Genomic DNA, 16805 nt, shown 5'->3' on the forward strand with positions numbered 1-16805 from the left:
TGGCGGCTTTATCATGGATTCTTGCTTATTTCTCCCTCGATCCTGGATTTTTGGGAACGGTTGGAGACTTGATTTTTATGATCGTCGCGTTTTTATTTTTCTTTTTCCTACTAACACGACATATCGTTCGTTATTTACGGACGCTTGCCGAGGGGCTATTAACGATAGCGGGCGGGAATCTGGATTATCGGCTGCCAGTTTCCAACGAGGATGAGCTTGGAGAAGTCGCCAAAAGCATCAACTATATGGCTGAGCAATTACAGGAAAAAATAAATCGGGAACGCAAAATCGAAAATTCGAAAATGGAACTGATTACGAATGTTTCTCATGATCTGCGTACGCCTCTAACCAGCATCATTGGCTATTTGAACTTGTTGAGGAATGATAATTACGAGAATCTCGAAGAACATAAACGCTATATTCACAATGCCTACAACAAATCGCAACAGCTGAAGAAGCTGATCGACGACTTATTTGAATACACGCGATTAACAAGCGGGGCGGCGAATCTTTCTTTTACGAAATTGGATTGGAACGCTTTGTTGGAACAGATCATCAATGAATTCGAGCCGATTGCCCAGGAAAATGCGCTTACGGTTCGTACCATTCGGGATCAGACGCCGATTTACGGTTATGTCGATGCGGAAAAAATGGTACGTGCTATCGATAATCTGCTCATAAACGCGCTCAAGTTTTCGATAAAGCCCGGTGAAATCACGGTACGGCTAACAGCCGATGAGCAGCAGATTTACTTTGCGGTTGAAAATTGGGGAAAGTCGATATCGGAAGAGCAGGAAAAGCTGCTATTCGAGCGGTTTTATAAGGCTGACCCATCTAGAAACGAAAAGCAGGGGCCTCCCGGTGCGGGCATGGGACTGTCCATTGCCAAAAACATCGTCGAGCTGCATGGGGGGCGTATCGGGCTAAACCATCAAAATGGTCATTTTACTTTTTTTATTGAATTGGCGAGAATGTAGCTATTTCAAGCCATCAATTATAAAAAATCGCTCAGTAGCAAAGGTGTGGACGGAGCGATTTCCTATTTCATCCTAGGTTGTTCCGATATACGCAAGGTAAGGTTCGACAGACTCATCATTTGCCATGGCCACAACGGCCCTGTACAGATTCGGGGGATATTCGGCGATCCGATGGCACAGGTATAAAAACCATTCATGCCCATAGGTTACATAGATGCGAACCGGATAGCCAGCAGATTGCAGCTTTGCGCTAAGCTCCGGACGGATACCGTAAAGCATTTCGAACTCGGCGTTCCCGGAATCGAGCAACCCGAGATTGATTGCCTCGTTGATGATATGCTCATCATGTGTCGCGATTGATACGCGATGACCTCGGTGGATTGCGTCTTGGACCAGGGCCAGATAACGCTCGTCCAGTGCTGCCGATCGGGATATGGCATACTCCGCTGGTTCTTGATAAGCCCCTTTGACAATCCGAATGCGGCGAGCCGTATCACCTAAGGCAACCAAATCCTGTGGTGTGCGGTTTAAATGCGCCTGCAGCGTTATACCAATATTCGGATAGTGGGAAACAGCCTGGCGATAAACGTCCAAAATTTGATCCGTTTTTGCGGATTCCTCCATGCTAATAAACAGCTCTACGTGAGCTGTCTGTGCTTCTTCTGCCAGCTTCATCAACTGACGGTAAGCAAGATCCATCTCTACCGACAGACCGATATGCGACAGGTCGAATGAAACACGGTCGCCGGCTTCACCCAACTCGCGAATGAGTAATTTCATCTCTTCTGCAGCTACCTGACACATCTCCGCATTTGCTGTGTTTTCACCTATATATTCTAGCGAAGTTCTGTATCCCGCCTCGGCAAGCCTGCGTGCGACCTCATGCCCGTCTTGACGGTCTTCGCCCGCCACGTACTGTCCGGCAGCGCGCTGCAACAGGCTATTCAGCCAAGCCGTTTTCTCCACATAAGACTTGATGTCTGGGCGTCTAGCCACCGATTTTAGGGTATCAGTCAATCTTTGTTCCCAATCTTGTTCATGGTTCATAAGAAAACTCCCCCTCCTTCATTGTCCATGAGTATACAAGTGAACAAGGGGAGTGTATTGTAATTTATTGCTCTATCCTATCGCGGCGATGATGAAGCATATCGCTGGGGAGTAACCCCAACAATTTTGGTGAATGCTCTGGAAAAATGGCTCTGGTCATAGAAACCCGTTTCCACGGCAATATCCGCAATCGGACGGCTCTTCGCAAGCTCGACCTTGGCGTGATTGATCCGTAGCAGGTTCTGGTAAGCATGAGGCGGCAGATGAGTTCCTTTCTTGAACAGACGGATGAGATGGAATCTGCTAATCCCCACCGCCTTTTCCAACTCCTCAAGCACGACTCTTTCGGTATAGTGAGCATGCAAATACTCTAAAATTCGTCCGATGTACTTTTGCTCATGACTATTGCGGGATGAATGCTCCATATCGTGTGAATCCCAGTTAACGAGAGCATGAATCAATTCAACAACCGCGGATTCCACTACCAATGGTTCTTCTTCCGAGGAGAGAGAGTCCATAACTTGATTGATGAGCCGCTGACAATATTGGTTCTTATCTCCTTCTAGTAAAAACGGGATGCGAAGCTGTTCGAGCTCTCGCGGCCCCAGCTGCTTCAGCCAATCCTGCTTGATGAACAACATCTTGTAACTCCAACTTGTGAGGGACATCGGATGACAAGCATGCAGCATATGCGGTGGAAAACTGATAACTCTACCAGCTTCTACCTGATATTTCGTTCCGTCGCACCAGGCATTCGTTTCTCCTTCATCGATCAAGCCGATTGAATACTCCTCATGAAAATGCTTCTGGTATGTCAGATCGCTTCTTGTGCAATATTTTGCTTCAAGGAAAGGCAAAGCATCGTCTCGGTAAAAGATTACATCTGGCATGCTATAGCTCCTCGGTACTCCATAATCAAGAATCCTATCTATTATAAATGTACTTTTTCATTCAAAACAATTACACCTTATATCCAAGCGAAGTAGGATCGCGGTCAATAGCCGTATCAAGAACCAGACTAATTGTCTAACCTTGCCTGTCATGATACATTTACAACCAAATAGCCTTTGCAGGTTATCCTTTAGGGCTTTAGCAAATGAATTCGCAACCACCAAAAAGAGAAAGGATGATCAAAACATGCCGCTGCGTTCCGTACAATTTACGGTCCAACAGATTGCCGAAGCGGTAGCTGCCGTGCTGAAGGTAGAGGTAGAAATAGCCGACGCAAAATTAATGCGGGTCGCAGGAACAGGGAAATCCCAAATAGGGGTTTTGCGGACGATGGCTGGGGAGGATCATGTATACCAGTCGGCGCTTAGGACCGGAGAGCCTTTGATTATTACCAATCCGGGCTTTCATGAAATTTGCAAGCCGTGCATACATGCTGGCAATTGCAATGAAACGGGCGAGATTTGCTGCCCGATTCAGGTGGATGGCAAAGGGATTGGTGTGATTGGGCTGCTTGCCTTTGATACGATTCAACGTCAGCGTTTGTTTGAAAATGTGGATGCTACGATTAACTTTTTGAAAAAAATGGCCGAGCTGATCGCTGCAAAAGTAAAGGAAAACGAGATTTATCTGGAGCAGCAGCGGACGTTGAAAACATTAACGACGGTGATGAACTACCTCGACCAGGGGGTGATTGCTGTAAATGACAAAGGGGAAATTTTCCACCTGAACAAAGTAGCCAGAGATTTGATGCAGGTGAGAGAAGAAGCAGCAGATACCATTAGCGAAGCTGTGCTTAAACCATTCAGAAAATTTTTGCAAATATCCCCTGAGCAAATAGAGCCAACAGAGGTAACGGTAATGCTCAATAACGAGCCTCGGGAGTTTGTTGTTTCGACGACACCGCTTGAGGTGAATGGGAGTGTGACCGGACAAGTAGTGAGCATCCATGATTTGAATCGGATGGTGACACTTGCGAAGCAGTTTCAGGCGAGGGCGGAAGCAGATCCCTTTGCTCTGATCTTGGGCAATAGTCCAGTGATCACGGCGATGAAGGAGACAGCGCGAAATATCGCGGCAAGCGACTCAACTGTGCTCATTCGCGGCGAAAGCGGGACCGGAAAAGAGCTGTTTGCCCAAGCGATCCACAGGAGTAGTCCACGCAGCAAGCATGATTTTGTCTCGATTAACTGTGGAGCGATACCAGAGCATTTATTGGAAAGCGAATTGTTCGGCTACGAGGAGGGGGCGTTTACCGGAGCGAAAAAGGGCGGGAAGATCGGGAAGCTGGAGGCTGCTGATAAAGGCACGCTATTTTTGGACGAAATCGGAGACATGCCAGTTCATCTGCAGGTAAAAATCTTGCGGGTTTTGCAGGAGAAGCAGGTAGAGCGAATTGGCAGCGTAGACAGTCCAAAGCCGATCGATATTCGTGTCATTGCAGCCACACATCGAAATTTGGAGGAACGGGTACAAGCAGGCTTGTTTCGCGAGGATTTGTATTATCGGTTGAATGTGATTCCTCTCTCCATCGCTCCACTTCGGGCCAGACGGGAAGACATCATGACCATTGCTGATTACTACCTACAGCTATACGTCAACCGTTTGAAAAAACCGATTCAAGGCTTTACGCTGAGCGCCCAAAATGCTTTGCTGGCGTATGAATGGCCAGGGAATGTCCGGGAACTGGCAAATGCGATCGAATATGCGGTAAATATGGAACGCTCGTCGTTCATCACTCATGAACGCTTGCCACAGCGAATCCAGCTCTTTTTACCTTCTGGTGAGTACCCTGGAGCTGAAAAAAGGAGACAGCGACAATTAAATCTGAAGCTGTTGGAGAGACAGGCCATTGTCGAGGCACTTCGCCTGGCAGCCAGTAAGCAGGAGAGTAAGGAGAGGGCGGCAGAGCTATTGGGGATTAGCCGGGCAACGCTGTTTCGAAAAATTAAGGAGTACGGGATCAAAGTTGAGACCGTCTCAATATGAGATGGCGTCAACTTTTGAGACTCGAATCTCCCCTTTTTTTAAGAGTACCGTCTCATTTTGAGATTAACTGGCGAAAAGTTGTCCACAGTCATCTGTTTATAAGTCTGATAATTTAGAGTATTCTTGATGTTTTTCTGTTAATAAGTCACGTTGGCATTTTACTTGCAAAAGAGTAAGGGTGTAGAAAGGAGAGACAAACATGGTTAATCGAGATGAGTTATTGGAGCTTACCCAGGAAGCGATTCGCATCAAAAGCTTGTCGGGCGAAGAACAACAGGTAGCGTACTTGTTGCGGGACAAAATGCAGGAGATGGGATATGACGAGGTGTGGATTGACCAGTATGGCAGTGTAATTGGCAAAGTGAGTGGAGCGGGCACGGGGCCGTCTGTCTTGTTCGATGGTCATATCGATACGGTACCAGTCAACAGCCCGGAAAAGTGGACGTTTGATCCATTTGGCGCTACTGTCGCAGACGGAAAGCTGTACGGACGGGGCTCAAGCGATATGAAGGGAGCTGTTTGCGCTGCTGTTGTTGCTGTCGGACAAATTGCCCGCCAGATCAAGCAAACGGGAATCCGCCCTGCTGGAGATATTTATGTGTCGGGCACGGTGTACGAAGAGCTTTTTGAAGGAGTAGCACTGGGTAAAGTCATGGAGCAGGTTCAGCCTGATCGGGTCGTGATTATGGAGGCGACCAGTCTGAAAGTATGCATCGGCCAGAGGGGGCGCGCGGAAATTGGCATCTCGGCATTTGGCAAATCGGCACACTCGGCGAATCCAGATGTAGGGATCAACGCTATCTACGAAATGAACAGACTAATCAGTCGCCTGACTCAGCTGGAAGCCCCGGTACATGTGCAGATGGGCAAAGGCATTTCCGTGGTTACGGACATTGTTTCCTCTCCGTTTCCTGGAGCGTCTGTCGTCCCTGATCTTTGCACGATTACGATTGACCGCCGCTTGCTGGTTGGGGAGACAGAGTCCGCTGTTTTGGGACAGTATGAAGCGATTTTGCCTGCGGACGGTCAATACCAAGTTCAGCTGACAGAAGCATCTCACCCATGCTACACAGGCGAATCGCTTGGCGGCAAACGCTTTTTCCCAGGCTGGCTTCTGGATCGTGAGCATGAGCTGGTGCAGCAATCGGTGGCGGCTTTGCAAGCAATCGGGCAGGAAGCGGATCTATCCGTCTACAGCTTTTGCACCAATGGCAGCTACAGTGCAGGAATCGCCAACGTTCCGACGATTGGCTATGGACCGTCCCACGAGCATTTGGCCCATATTGTGGATGAATACATCGAGCTTGACCAGCTGTACAAAGTGGCAGATGGCTACACTGAGCTGGCGTGGGCATTGAGCCGTTCCAACCGCTTGTAGTATTAGATACTGGAGGGGATACGATGTTTGATCTGATTATACGAAATGGTCGCGTCATAGATGGAACAGGAAGCCCATGGTATCAAGCCGATATTGGCATTGTCGGCTCCACCATCGCGAGTATTGGCAATCTGACAGGACAAAAGGCTACAGAAGAAATCGATGCCGGCGGACAAATCGTTTGTCCTGGTTTCATCGATATGCATACTCATTCTGATCTGTTTATTTTGGCGCAGCCGTATCTGTCGGCCAAGATTCGTCAGGGCATCACGACTGATTTGCTTGGGCAGGATGGCATCTCCGCAGCGCCATTGGCTCCTCAATATATCGACGCTTGGCAGAAAAACCTCGCCGGGCTGGATGGCACACCAGAGATTGAGTGGGACTGGACCGATGTCGATAGCTACTTGGAAAAAATCGAGAAAGCAAAGCCATGCTACAACCTGTCCTATCTCGTCCCACACGGAAATCTGCGCATGCAGGTGATGGGACTGGAAGGCCGAGCGGCTACGGCTGAGGAAATTGCCGAGATGCAGAGGCTGCTGCGAGTTGCTTTGGAACAGGGAGCGAGCGGGTTGTCCAGCGGGCTGATTTATCCGCCTTGCTGCTATGCCGAGCTAACTGAAATCGAAGCGCTATGTCAAGTGGCGGCAGAGTATGGAGCGCCGTTCGTCGTACACCAGCGCAGCGAGGGCGACGATATCATTTCCTCGATGCAGGAGCTGATTGATATTGCGCAGCGGACCGGACTCCACCTGCATTTTTCCCATTTCAAGATTTGCGGCAAGAAAAATTGGCACAAAACAGATGATGTGCTGCAGCTCTTGGATGACAGCCGGGCAGCTGGTGTCGAGATCACGTTTGACCAGTATCCTTATACAGCAGGAAGCACCATGCTTAGTGCAATTTTGCCTCCGTGGGCGCATGCGGGTGGTACAAATGAAATGTTAACCAGGCTGGCTGATCCGCTCAAGCAATCGCAGATGAAACGAGACATGAAAGAAGGTATTCACGGCTGGGACAGTATGTATGACTGGGCTGGACCTGAGGGAATTTTCATTACCTCAGTCGCTTCCGAAAAGAATCAGGATGTTGTCGGCAAGCATCTGGGAGAGATTGCCCACGTGCGCGGTGACGCAGATCCCGCAGATACGGCGTTGCGCTTGATTTTGGAAGAGAAAAACGCGGTAGGAATGATTGATTTTGTCATGGATGATGGTGTCGTCAGTCGGATTATGGCGCATCCGGTGGGGAGCTTTGGCTCAGACGGATTGCTAGGCGGAGAACCCCATCCCCGCGCTTATGGTTCTTTTCCACGCATTCTAGGAAAATATGCGCGCGACGAACAGGCGCTGACAGTAGTAGAGGCGATTCGCAAAGCGACCTCTCATCCAGCACGTATTTTGGGACTCTCTGACAGAGGGATTGTCCGTGAAGGCTTGAAAGCTGATCTGGTGATTTTCAATGAACAACGTGTGATTGACAAAGCGACCTATGATCAGTCGCGCCAGTTTCCAGAAGGCATTTCGCATGTAGTGGTCAATGGCCAGATTGTGCTGGCGAACGGGGAAGAGAGGCATGTGCCAGCAGGGCTAGTGTTGCGCCGCCGCTATCGCAAAGAAAGCCAGCAGAGAAACTAGTTGTAAGATCTGCATGCTGATAAAAAAGGAGGGTAGCTATGGGAACGATCTGGGCCATTATCATTGTGTACATGCTCATCATGCTGGGAATTGGCGTTTATTCCAAAACAAAAGTGAAGGATAGCACGGATTATCATTTGGCGGGTCGGCGTTTGGGGCCGATCATGGTGGCAGGTACGTTGGCTGCGACCGAGATTGGCGGCGGCAGCTCTGTCGGGGTAGCGTCCAAAGCGTATGGCGAATGGGGCTTATCCGCAGGTTGGTATGTTGTTTCGGCTGGAATCGGGATCATCCTGGTCTCGTTTATCGCGCCGTACATGCGCAGAGCAATGGCGACAACAGTCCCGGAAATTATCGGACGCAAATACGGCACTGGCAGCTACGTGATTACCAGCTTTTTATCAATTGTTTCGCTGGTAGCATTAACGGCGGTGCAGATTACGGCAACCGCGACAATCATCAACGTGTTAACGGGCTTTAGCATGACAGGCTCGATTCTGATCTCCGGGGCTACGGTCATGCTGTACACCTGGCTTGGTGGAATGTGGAGCGTCACCTTAACCGATTTTGTCCAGTTTTTCCTCATCGTCTTTGGCTTTGCCATAGCGGTTCCCTTTGCCCTGTCAGCAGCCGGAGGTTATGACACGGTACTCGCAAACCTGCCTCCTGAGCAGCTCGGGTTTACAAAGGTAGGTTGGTCCACGATTATCGGTTTGATTATTTTGTACTTCATGACCTTTTCTACCGGTCAGGAAGCGGTTCAGCGCTATTATTCTGCGAAAAATGAAAAAACGGCTGTCATTGGCTCGCTGCTGTGCGGTGTGCTGATGTCCCTGTACGCGTTTATTCCCGCAGTGCTCGGTCTGATTGCCCTGGCTACCTTTCCAGAAATTCAGGCGAACAACGCGCTAGCAACTGTCTCAGTCGAGCTGCTGCCACCTGTCGTGGCTGGGCTGTTGCTTTCCGGAGTGATCTCGGCAACATTGTCCAGTGCATCGGGAGACATGCTGGGGGCTGCTACTGTATACGTCAAGGATATTCACCAGAAATTTATCAATAAACAGATCACTGATCAGCAAGAATTGAAAATATCCAAGCAAATTGTTCTCGTTTCCGGTGTGCTGGCGATCATGATCTCGCTGTTTAGCCAACAGATTATTCCACTGTTAGTCTTTGCCTTTACTGTGCGTTCTACCGGACCTTTTGCCGCTTACATCATTGGTCTGATATACGAGAGGGTTTCCAAAAACGCCGGGATTTGGTCGATTGTTTTGGGAACGCTTACAGGCTTCTGCTGGCAGTTGGCGAATGAGCCATTCGGGATCATGGCGGTCATCGCAGGCTCCGTTGTCAGTTTAGTAACCTTCTTGCTCGTGACCTGGATTGATCGGATCAGAGGGAAATTTGACCAGCCCTTGGACAGACCGATGAATTGACAAGCGAAAGCCAGTAGGCGAGATAAATGAAAGCTTCCAAACAAAGTGCTTGTGTTAGAGAAAATACGCAAGGGAGAGATATGGTTATGGAAAAAGTACTGTGGGTGACCAATACCCAGTCAAAGCGAGAGTCGTTGCCATCGCTTGCGCTGTTTGCGGAAAAGGAAGTGGAGAGAGTAAGGCGATTTCATCAAAGCTTTCTGGAATACGAGCCGACGCCGCTTCGTCATCTTGCTCATCTATCCAGAACCCTGGGTGTAGGCGGTGTTCATGTAAAGGACGAATCGTACCGATTTGGTTTAAATGCTTTTAAAGTGCTTGGCGGTTCTTACGCGATCGGCAGCTACATTGCAAAAAGATTGGGGGTACCGATTGAACAATTACCGTATGACCGATTAATAAGCCAGGAAGTGAGGGCGCAATTGGGCGAGCTGACCTTCGCTTCGGCAACAGATGGCAACCACGGCAGAGGAGTAGCGTGGACGGCAAGACGGCTCGGCCAAAAATCGGTTATCTACATGCCAAAAGGCTCCTCGCAAATTCGTCTGGAAAACATCCGTTCAGCAGGAGCAGAATGCAGTATTACGGAGTTTAATTACGACGATGCCGTACGTTATACCTTGCAGCAGGCCAATCGCTACGGTTGGGTAGTCGTGCAGGACACGGCTTGGGAAGGGTATGTGGAAGTGCCTACCTGGATTATGCAAGGCTACACCACGCTGGTGGCGGAAAGCTTGGAGCAACTGAACGCACAAGGAATCGAAAAGCCAACCCATGTATTTGTGCAAGGCGGGGTAGGCGCGTATGCGGGAGCTGTCCAGGCATTTTTAACGGCCAAATTTGGCGGAGAAGCCGCACCAAAAGTCATCGTCGTGGAGCCGAACAAAGCCGATTGCCTCTACCGCTCCGCACTGGCAGGTGATGGCAAGCTGCGTGTTGTCACAGGAGAGATGGACACGATTATGGCAGGCCTCGCATGCGGTGAGCCCAACCCGATGGCGTGGGAGATTCTTTGGAAGTACAGCGATATGTTTATTTCCTGCCCGGATTATGTAGCGGCAGACGGGATGCGGCTTCTCGGCAACCCGCTTGGGGATGATGCGCGAGTGGTGTCCGGGGAGTCTGGAGCAGTGACTGCCGGGTTGCTCCGGGCAATTATGGAAGACGAGCAGCTGTCTGGAATCAGGGAAGCGCTGGGACTGGATCATTCCTCACAGGTCTTGCTGATCAACACTGAGGGCGATACAGACCCGCAGGGCTATCGCCGAGTCGTTTGGGATGGAGCGTATACTCGCTATAAGCAGGAAGGGTGTTTGCATGTTTGATTTGCTGATCAAAAACGGCTCGGTGGTCTAGTTTTCTCCGCTGGAAAAGAAGTCTTATGTGGCACTGTTGAAGCAATTTGAACGCAAGTTGTAAGGGGCTTGTGCTTGTGGGATCCCACAGGAAATGAGTGTGTGTCCCATAATGAGCGAGCGGCACAGTTCTTTGCCAGAATTTGAATGATATATCGTTATTATGATAAAATAACGATATATCATTCAGGGAGGCGATTTTTATGCCTACGATTAGACCTAGTTCGGACTTGAGAAATAACTACAACCAAATTTCTGATTTTTGCCACAAATATTCTGAGCCTGTTTACATCACAAAAAATGGCAAAGGTGATTTGGCGGTAATGAGTATTGAAACATATGAAAGACTCATAGATAAATTTGAGCTTTACAAGCTTCTTGATGAAGGCATTGATGCAGCTAAAGAAAATAAGGTAAAGTCCTTTCATGAAGTCATAAATGGAATTCAGAAGGGACTCTCAGAGTGAAGAAGTACAGCATCGTGATTACTGAACCAGCAGAGGCAGATTTACGTGGAATTGCTGACTATACTGCACATGAATTAAAAGAGCCGTCAGTGGCTAAAAATCTGATGGTAAAGCTGGCGGAAGTTATTGGAGAGCTGGAGCAATTACCATTTCGATATGCAATTGTCGGTGATGAGCGACTAGCCAATCAAAAAGTTTGGAAGCTTGTTGTGGAAAAATATATTGTTTTTTACACGGTTTCTGAGAACAACAGTTTAGTTACGATTGTTAGGATTTTATATGGGAAACGGGCGTGGAATCACTTGCTGTAATTTTGGGGGTATACGTAGCAAAAAAAATCGCCCAGGAGAACGAATTGTCCCCTGAGCGGTTTTTTCATTTTTATCTAAAGAACAGGGCCCTACAACTGCCCAACAATTTTCTTCAACCGCCCTACAACTGCCCAACAATTTTCTTCAACCGCCCTGCAAGCGGCAATACAATGATCCCCGCCACTACGACCTGAAGAAAGTTTCCTGGAATGGAGCCGAATGGCTGAATCCAGTTGCTGTAGAGAATAACTTCGACAAAATAATAGCCAACGATTTTAATAATAAGTGCAACTACAATTGCCAAAGAGTAAGCGAGTACGCTTTTTCCAGGCATCTTTTCCGCGATAAGACCAGCTACATAACCCATGGCACCTACGATGACAAACGTAAAAGGTGCCCATGCTGTCCACCCTGAGAGAAGGTCGAAGAGTGCCATTCCAAAAGCTCCTGCGATGGCTCCCGTTTTTCTGCCATAAACAAAGGCTGCGATAAAAAGAGGCACGTTACCCAGGTGGATGAGACCTCCATTTCCCATGATAGGCAGCCTGATGTTGATGAACATGGTGGCTGCGAGGGTAAAAGCGATAAAAAGTGCATTGATGACGATGGTTTTTGTTCTCGATGTTTTTCTCGATGAGAATGTCGAATCCATATGCAAGCCTCTTTCTTTTTTTCTATTATCATACTCGGAAACAGGTACTTAATAAATACGCATTCTACTATTTATTTACGAGAGTAAGATGTTTCCAAATCACCCATGAAAGCAGGTAAAAAGACCCCTGTCCTTTTCGGTAGTGAGACCTATAATTAAGCTTGAAAGCAAGTAGCTTCCTACTATGGACAGTATTCCTAAAAAGTGTGACGAGGTGACAGCGTGGACAAGATAGAGACGGTATTGACCAAGCAGAGAAAGACTTTTAAGGATTATCGGCATTTGGTCATTACGGTGACAAAAGAGGTATGCATCGTTAACATCATCAAAGGCAGGCTATATGCCGACAAAAAGACGATGAATCCGATATACGAGCCATATCCAACGAAACAGGAAGCACTCGATCGTTTGACGGAGCTGGCTGATGAGCTGAAAAGCAAAGGCTTCACCGAAGAGCCGAGAGACGTATTGTTTCAGATTCAGGAAAAAGAAACCTATGTGTTTGACAAAGCAAAATGGCACTACGAAGGCGACTTTCCACAAGAGCTGGATACCATGCAAGCCTTTGTCCCAACAGGTATGTTCATTACGTGGGTGATTAAAAACGATCTGGTCAGCAAACGAAGCTGCAAAGAAGATAGAGCAGAAATCGAGCTGGTCAAACAATATGAAATGACCGGGGCCGAATTTTATCGTAAAAACTGGGATGGCGTGCTCAGCTCGAAGGAATTGTCAGATGAAGCAGATGAATTTGCTCGCGAATACCTGAATATCCAAAACGATGTGTATACGGCTGATGATTTCACAAACGTACTGGCTGCGGGCTTGCCGACGATATACCATGTGGAAGATTCAATCGAAAATTATCAGATCATCGAGCCAGTTATCAAGGAGCGTTACCAGGATTGGAAGCGTCGCAAGGATTCAGGCGCTGCCAGCAGTTAATATGGCTGATAATAGGTTCTGGTACCGAAAAGGAGGAGCGCCGTGAATATCACACAAGATTTCATCGATGAACGCTTCCAGGCATAGCCATAGAAAAGTTAAGTCCAGGTGAAATTGCTTGGGCTTTTTTGGCGTATACCCGGATGTAAGCCATTATGTAGGTCTCATGGTAAAATACTACTGTAAAAAAGCCATCTCATAGTTGGTAGGGAGCAGGTGCAATACCATGATCGATTTGGATAGACTAGCGGAGAATTATGCGAACGGTTCCTTTGAAATTGAAGACGTCTATCGTTTAGTCATCCAGCCTAAAAGTACGCTGCGTGAATGTAAGACGGAAAGGTATGGATTTCTTTTTATCATTCGTGGGGAAGCAAGAATGCATGTGAATGGAACGGCCTACGAATTGCAGCCAGGATCGGTTTTTCATGCGGCTCCAGATATGCTGATGGAGGCGCACGTGATTAGTGAATCAGAGTATGAATACTTTGCCCTTTTTTATAAATGGGACAAGCCTGCCCATGAAAATAGTGGTCGGGAATCCGATGCTCATTTCAAGCTGGAGCCGGGTGCGAATCCGAGATTGCTGTCACTTTTGACCATGCTTCAGCAGAATGCGCATCCGCGGGACTGGATCGGGAAGCTGCGCATGAAGGAATTGTTTTTCCGCATCCTGCATCAGGTTATCATCGGGTGCAGCCATCGGGAGAATGATCATTCGCCAAGCAAAAGGGTGATTGAGGAAGCTGTAGCCTACATTCACGGGCATTATATGCACCCATTTACGCTCGACGATTTAGCCGAGCAGCACGGCATGACGACCAAGAGCTTCTCCTACTTCTTTCACAAATACACGGGGTTCCGCCCGATTGATTATGTCATCCATTATCGCATGGAAAGAGCGCGGGAATTACTGAGAGCAGGTAATTATCCGGTCAGTGATGTAGCAGTAAGCGTAGGGTATCCCAACGCCCTTTATTTCAGCAGAATATTCAAAAGGAAGTTTGGTGTATCCCCCTCCGCTTATGCAAACCGGGTAGATCGTTCTTTATAGACGAGGACAAAATTAGATAATGATGCATATGGCATTCGAGATTTGTGTATTTCCATTTGTGGCATCCCTTGCTACACTTTTTATTGATAATGATAATCATTTCTAGTATGCTCATGGATAGGCAAGCAAAATGGGGGGCAATTCGACCGATCATTGCCGATCCGGGAGCAGTGTCTAGGAAAGGTAGGGTATGTATGACTGGAATTAGACAACTGTGCATTGGATTTTCGCTGTCAGCCACCTGGATGAAGGGGGAGGACTGGCGCCGCCAGGATAGCGATGTAGAGAAAATGGATTCGATTGACTACTACATCGACTTGGCCAAAAAGGCAGAGAGGGCAAAGCTCGATTTTCTTTTCAGAGCGGATTACCTGTATGTAAGTCCTCAGATGATAGGAGAAGTTGCCAGCTTTGGCAGCCCTGACCCGACATTGATGTTCACAGCGATTGCCCGCGAGACGGAGCGGATCGGGCTGGTTACGACCATTTCAACAACGTTTAACCCTCCCTATGTCGTTGCCAGACAGCTTCAAACCTTGCATTGGATTAGTAACGGACGTGCTGGCTGGAATATCGTAACCTCTATTGAAGGGGCCGAAAATTTCGGTGATGGACCGATGCCTTCCCCGCAAGAAAGATATGCGAAAGCGGCGGAATTTACGATGGTCGTACAGAGCCTCTGGAACAGCTTTCCGAATGAAGCGATTGTCATTGACCGCCAGTCCGGGATGTTTACGGACCGGGATAAGGTTTCCGCCATCCATCACTCGGGCGAGTTTTTCCATGTCAAGGGACCGCTTACTCTGCCTTCCCATCCTTCAGGCGACATTCCTTTCTTTCAAGCAGGCGCGTCGGATACGGGACGGAATTTTGCCGCTTCCGTAGCGGATGCTATTTTTGCCGCGATGCCAGATTTGGAATCGGGCGTGGAGCTGCGAAGTGATCTGCGAAGAAGAGCAGAGGAACATGGGCGTGATCCTGACAGCATCAAGGTTTTGCCTGGATTGTATTTTTTCCTGGGAGAGACTCGCGAGGAAGCGCTTGAATTACATAAGACAGCACATGCACATTTAGGGCTGGATCGCAGGCTTGCATCGCTCAAATCCGTACTTGGTCTTGATGCCAGCAGCTTGGCTCTCGATCAGCCAATTACGGCGGAGATGCTTCCCGATCCGAATCTACCAGTCCGCAGCCGCACCCATGCCGAATTGCTGCGCCGACATATCGTCAAGTACCAGCCGACCTTGGATGAGGTATTGGCAAGACCAGAGGTTGTCGGATCTGCTCACTGGGTTTCGGTGGGGACGGTTGAAGACGTGTTAGGCGATATTATCGAGCGCTATGAGGCAGGAGCAATCGACGGCTTTATCGCGCTTCCTGGCGGCTCAGAGAAATCCATGGATATTTTTTATGATAAGCTGCTGCCACAATTGGTGGAAAAAGGCTTGTTTAGAAGGGAATATACGGGTGCCACCTTACGTGAGCATCTAGGGGCGATCTAGGTCAGTCGTCGCAGCAGGAGAGACAAAAATGAGCCACCTGCGTGTCATAAAATCGAGATGGATCAGGGAAAAGGAGTTCAAGAGAAATATGCCTAAAAAACTTATGCTAGCTTGCTTAATTGGATTATTCACGCTTGCTTTGGCTGCGTGTGGAGGTGGCGGCAAACAGAATGAAGCTGGTTCAACCGCGAGCAATAACCAGGAAACGGCACAACCAAAAGCGGACAATGCAGGGACGAGCGAAACAAGAACGATTGAATATCTCGGTAAACAGTATACCGTTCCACAAAAAGTAGAAAAAATTGTGATCGCGGGTGCGATGGAAGCGATGGAAGATGCGCTTGTACTGGATGTTCATCCAACTGGAGCGATCACGATCGGCGGGAAGTTTCCAGAGATGTTCGCTCCGGTAACAGGCAAGTCGGAATCCATTGGGGAAAAAACGCAACCGAGCCTTGAGAAAATTTTGGAGCTAAGTCCAGATGTTATTTTGGGTTCAACCAAGTTCCCAAAAGAAGCAGTAGAGAAAATGGAAAAAATCGCTCCGACAATCTTGATTTCACACATTGCGACAAACTGGGAATCGAACCTGAAGCTCATGGCTGAATTAACAGGAAAGCAAGCAGAGGCAGAAAAGATTCTCTCTCAATATCAAACAGATACAAAAGCAGTGAAAGCTTCGTTAAAAGAAAAGCTCCAAGGTAAAACAGTGGCTGCTGTGCGGATTCGCGGCTCACAAGTGTACGTTTACCCGCGGGATGTATACTTTAACCCCGTCTTATACGACGAGATCGGTTTGGAGGTTCCAGGGCCGGTCAGCATCGCGAAAACACAAGAAGCGATCTCGATCGAGAAGCTGGCAGAAATGAACCCGGACTATTTATTTGTGCAATTCTCAACGAGTGAAACCCAGGAGGCGCAAACAGCCTACAATGAACTCAAAAAGAATCCGGTTATCCAAAATCTGAATGCTTTCAAACAGAATCACGTCTATGTCAACGTCGTTGATCCGCTCATGGAAGGCGGTCCAGCATATAGTCGAATCAAGTTTTTGGAAAGTGTGCAGAAGCACCTGAATCAGTAGGCAAAATGAGTAATCAATCC

General features: G+C 48.2%; 15 protein-coding genes. 12 read left to right on the top strand and 3 right to left on the bottom strand.

Translation table 11 applies throughout. The features are described 5' to 3' along the window. Window positions 1–77 precede the first annotated feature (77 nt). Window positions 78–977: a sensor histidine kinase gene (locus SB752_RS06580; RefSeq protein ID WP_410714889.1), complete on the top strand. Its 900-nt coding sequence runs from the start codon at window positions 78–80 to the stop codon at window positions 975–977. A 72-nt stretch (window positions 978–1049) separates the two neighbouring features. On the opposite strand, the gene SB752_RS06585 is transcribed toward SB752_RS06580, so the two are convergent. Beyond that, entirely contained in the window at window positions 1050–2024 is a 975-nt protein-coding gene (locus SB752_RS06585; protein WP_410714890.1) for a proline dehydrogenase family protein, read from the bottom strand. A 77-nt stretch (window positions 2025–2101) separates the two neighbouring features. Next, on the bottom strand, window positions 2102–2914 hold the full coding sequence (locus SB752_RS06590; RefSeq protein WP_410714891.1) for a helix-turn-helix domain-containing protein: 813 nt from the start codon (window positions 2912–2914) through the stop codon (window positions 2102–2104). A gap of 247 nt (window positions 2915–3161) precedes the next feature. Between SB752_RS06590 and SB752_RS06595 the strand changes: the two genes are divergently transcribed. From SB752_RS06595 to SB752_RS06625, 7 genes are all read left to right on the top strand, one after another. Beyond that, complete coding sequence (locus SB752_RS06595; protein ID WP_410714892.1) at window positions 3162–4961, top strand: sigma-54-dependent Fis family transcriptional regulator; 1800 nt, start codon at window positions 3162–3164, stop codon at window positions 4959–4961. A gap of 199 nt (window positions 4962–5160) precedes the next feature. After that, entirely contained in the window at window positions 5161–6339 is a 1179-nt protein-coding gene (locus tag SB752_RS06600) for a YgeY family selenium metabolism-linked hydrolase (protein WP_410714893.1), read from the top strand. A gap of 23 nt (window positions 6340–6362) precedes the next feature. Continuing rightward, complete coding sequence (locus SB752_RS06605; RefSeq protein ID WP_410714894.1) at window positions 6363–7979, top strand: N-acyl-D-amino-acid deacylase family protein; 1617 nt, start codon at window positions 6363–6365, stop codon at window positions 7977–7979. A 38-nt stretch (window positions 7980–8017) separates the two neighbouring features. Continuing rightward, window positions 8018–9415 (top strand): sodium:solute symporter family protein, encoded by a 1398-nt coding sequence (locus SB752_RS06610; RefSeq protein ID WP_410714895.1) that lies wholly within the window; start codon window positions 8018–8020, stop codon window positions 9413–9415. Between the two features lie 86 nt (window positions 9416–9501). Beyond that, the gene (gene dpaL / locus SB752_RS06615) at window positions 9502–10740 is read left to right on the top strand and encodes a diaminopropionate ammonia-lyase (protein ID WP_410714896.1); all 1239 of its coding nucleotides are present in this window, start codon (window positions 9502–9504) and stop codon (window positions 10738–10740) included. Between the two features lie 233 nt (window positions 10741–10973). Beyond that, window positions 10974–11237: a type II toxin-antitoxin system Phd/YefM family antitoxin gene (locus SB752_RS06620; RefSeq protein WP_410714897.1), complete on the top strand. Its 264-nt coding sequence runs from the start codon at window positions 10974–10976 to the stop codon at window positions 11235–11237. Continuing rightward, the gene (locus SB752_RS06625; RefSeq protein ID WP_410714898.1) at window positions 11234–11548 is read left to right on the top strand and encodes a type II toxin-antitoxin system RelE/ParE family toxin; all 315 of its coding nucleotides are present in this window, start codon (window positions 11234–11236) and stop codon (window positions 11546–11548) included. The genes SB752_RS06620 and SB752_RS06625 overlap by 4 nt, the downstream gene beginning before the upstream one ends. 121 nt (window positions 11549–11669) lie before the next feature. On the opposite strand, the gene SB752_RS06630 is transcribed toward SB752_RS06625, so the two are convergent. After that, window positions 11670–12200 carry an ECF transporter S component gene (locus SB752_RS06630; RefSeq protein WP_103107181.1) on the bottom strand — a complete coding sequence of 177 codons (531 nt, stop codon included), beginning with the start codon at window positions 12198–12200 and terminating at the stop codon, window positions 11670–11672. A gap of 222 nt (window positions 12201–12422) precedes the next feature. Between SB752_RS06630 and SB752_RS06635 the strand changes: the two genes are divergently transcribed. From SB752_RS06635 to SB752_RS06650, 4 genes are all read left to right on the top strand, one after another. Then, the gene (locus SB752_RS06635) at window positions 12423–13145 is read left to right on the top strand and encodes a DUF7832 domain-containing protein (RefSeq protein WP_410714899.1); all 723 of its coding nucleotides are present in this window, start codon (window positions 12423–12425) and stop codon (window positions 13143–13145) included. Window positions 13146–13371: 226 nt separating this feature from the next. Beyond that, window positions 13372–14199: an AraC family transcriptional regulator gene (locus SB752_RS06640; RefSeq protein ID WP_410714900.1), complete on the top strand. Its 828-nt coding sequence runs from the start codon at window positions 13372–13374 to the stop codon at window positions 14197–14199. Between the two features lie 194 nt (window positions 14200–14393). After that, window positions 14394–15701 (top strand): NtaA/DmoA family FMN-dependent monooxygenase, encoded by a 1308-nt coding sequence (locus tag SB752_RS06645; RefSeq protein ID WP_410714901.1) that lies wholly within the window; start codon window positions 14394–14396, stop codon window positions 15699–15701. An 88-nt stretch (window positions 15702–15789) separates the two neighbouring features. Continuing rightward, window positions 15790–16785, top strand: a complete 996-nt coding sequence (locus SB752_RS06650; RefSeq protein WP_410714902.1) for an ABC transporter substrate-binding protein — start codon at window positions 15790–15792, stop codon at window positions 16783–16785. The last annotated feature ends 20 nt before the right edge of the window (window positions 16786–16805 follow it).

Origin of the sequence: Brevibacillus sp. SIMBA_040 (assembly GCF_046535075.1) — a bacterium.
Taxonomy (GTDB): Bacteria; Bacillota; Bacilli; order Brevibacillales; family Brevibacillaceae; genus Brevibacillus.

Coding starts and splice junctions, on each gene's coding strand:
- dpaL (WP_410714896.1), top strand. CDS start 9,502: ATGGAAAAAGTACTGTGGGTGACCAATACCCAGTCAAAGCGAGAGTCG.
- SB752_RS06580 (WP_410714889.1), top strand. CDS start 78: ATGATCGTCGCGTTTTTATTTTTCTTTTTCCTACTAACACGACATATC.
- SB752_RS06620 (WP_410714897.1), top strand. CDS start 10,974: ATGCCTACGATTAGACCTAGTTCGGACTTGAGAAATAACTACAACCAA.
- SB752_RS06630 (WP_103107181.1), bottom strand. CDS start 12,200: ATGGATTCGACATTCTCATCGAGAAAAACATCGAGAACAAAAACCATC.
- SB752_RS06610 (WP_410714895.1), top strand. CDS start 8,018: ATGGGAACGATCTGGGCCATTATCATTGTGTACATGCTCATCATGCTG.
- SB752_RS06600 (WP_410714893.1), top strand. CDS start 5,161: ATGGTTAATCGAGATGAGTTATTGGAGCTTACCCAGGAAGCGATTCGC.
- SB752_RS06645 (WP_410714901.1), top strand. CDS start 14,394: ATGACTGGAATTAGACAACTGTGCATTGGATTTTCGCTGTCAGCCACC.
- SB752_RS06585 (WP_410714890.1), bottom strand. CDS start 2,024: ATGAACCATGAACAAGATTGGGAACAAAGATTGACTGATACCCTAAAA.
- SB752_RS06605 (WP_410714894.1), top strand. CDS start 6,363: ATGTTTGATCTGATTATACGAAATGGTCGCGTCATAGATGGAACAGGA.
- SB752_RS06595 (WP_410714892.1), top strand. CDS start 3,162: ATGCCGCTGCGTTCCGTACAATTTACGGTCCAACAGATTGCCGAAGCG.
- SB752_RS06590 (WP_410714891.1), bottom strand. CDS start 2,914: ATGCCAGATGTAATCTTTTACCGAGACGATGCTTTGCCTTTCCTTGAA.
- SB752_RS06640 (WP_410714900.1), top strand. CDS start 13,372: ATGATCGATTTGGATAGACTAGCGGAGAATTATGCGAACGGTTCCTTT.
- SB752_RS06650 (WP_410714902.1), top strand. CDS start 15,790: ATGCCTAAAAAACTTATGCTAGCTTGCTTAATTGGATTATTCACGCTT.